Origin of the sequence: Myroides sp. C1519 (assembly GCF_038039755.1) — a bacterium.
GTDB lineage: Bacteria > Bacteroidota > Bacteroidia > Flavobacteriales > Flavobacteriaceae > Flavobacterium > Flavobacterium phaeum_A.
In genome coordinates this window covers 1-719 of record NZ_JBBPHM010000053.1, presented here as the reverse complement: position 1 = coordinate 719, position 719 = coordinate 1, and the positions used below count along the sequence as shown (strand labels likewise).

Here is a 719-nt window from a genome sequence, read left to right as displayed (position 1 = left end):
ATAGTCAAAAAATGTTGATTAGGCAGCGCAAACGAAAAGCATACACAACAGATTCTAGAGCATGGAGAGGTCAATATTTGGACTTGTATAATGGTGTAAAGGTTATTAGACCAGAGCAATTTTGGGTAAGTGATATTACATATATACGACTAAATAATGCTTGGGGATATCTGAGTTTAATCACAGATGCTTATTCACATAAAATAATGGGATATAGTTTTAATCTAGATTTGACTACAAAAGGGTGTTTGAAAGCCTTAACAATGGCGTTAAAAAATAGAATGTATACAGAAAAACTTATTCATCATTCTGATAGAGGATGCCAATACTGTAGCGCTACTTACACTCAGTTATTAATAGATAACGATATATCAATAAGTACTACACAAAGTGGAGAGCCAAGAGATAACGCAGTAGCAGAGCGAGTAAATGGCATAATTAAAGGAGAGTTTAATCTAAACTACTCAAGTTTAGGGTATCAAAAAACTAAGGAAAAAATAGGTAATAGCATAGAAGCTTATAATCAAATTAGACCTCACGATAGTTGTGATAGATTAACTCCTAATCAAGCTCACCTAAAAACAGGGGTGCTTCCTAAAAGATGGAAGAATTATTACAAGAATAAAACAGAGAAAAAAGAACTTGTACAGCAGTAATAGGATTACTGAAATAACTGTACAGTACAAAACAGGATTATCAACTATAGCTGTACAGCTATA

At 32.8% G+C, this 719-nt stretch carries 1 protein-coding gene; it reads left to right on the top strand.

Translation table 11 applies throughout. The features are described 5' to 3' along the window. The coding region (locus tag AABL81_RS13530) for an IS3 family transposase (RefSeq protein WP_341341325.1) at positions 1–656 on the top strand (656 nt) is incomplete at its 5' end. Positions 657–719 lie beyond the last annotated feature (63 nt).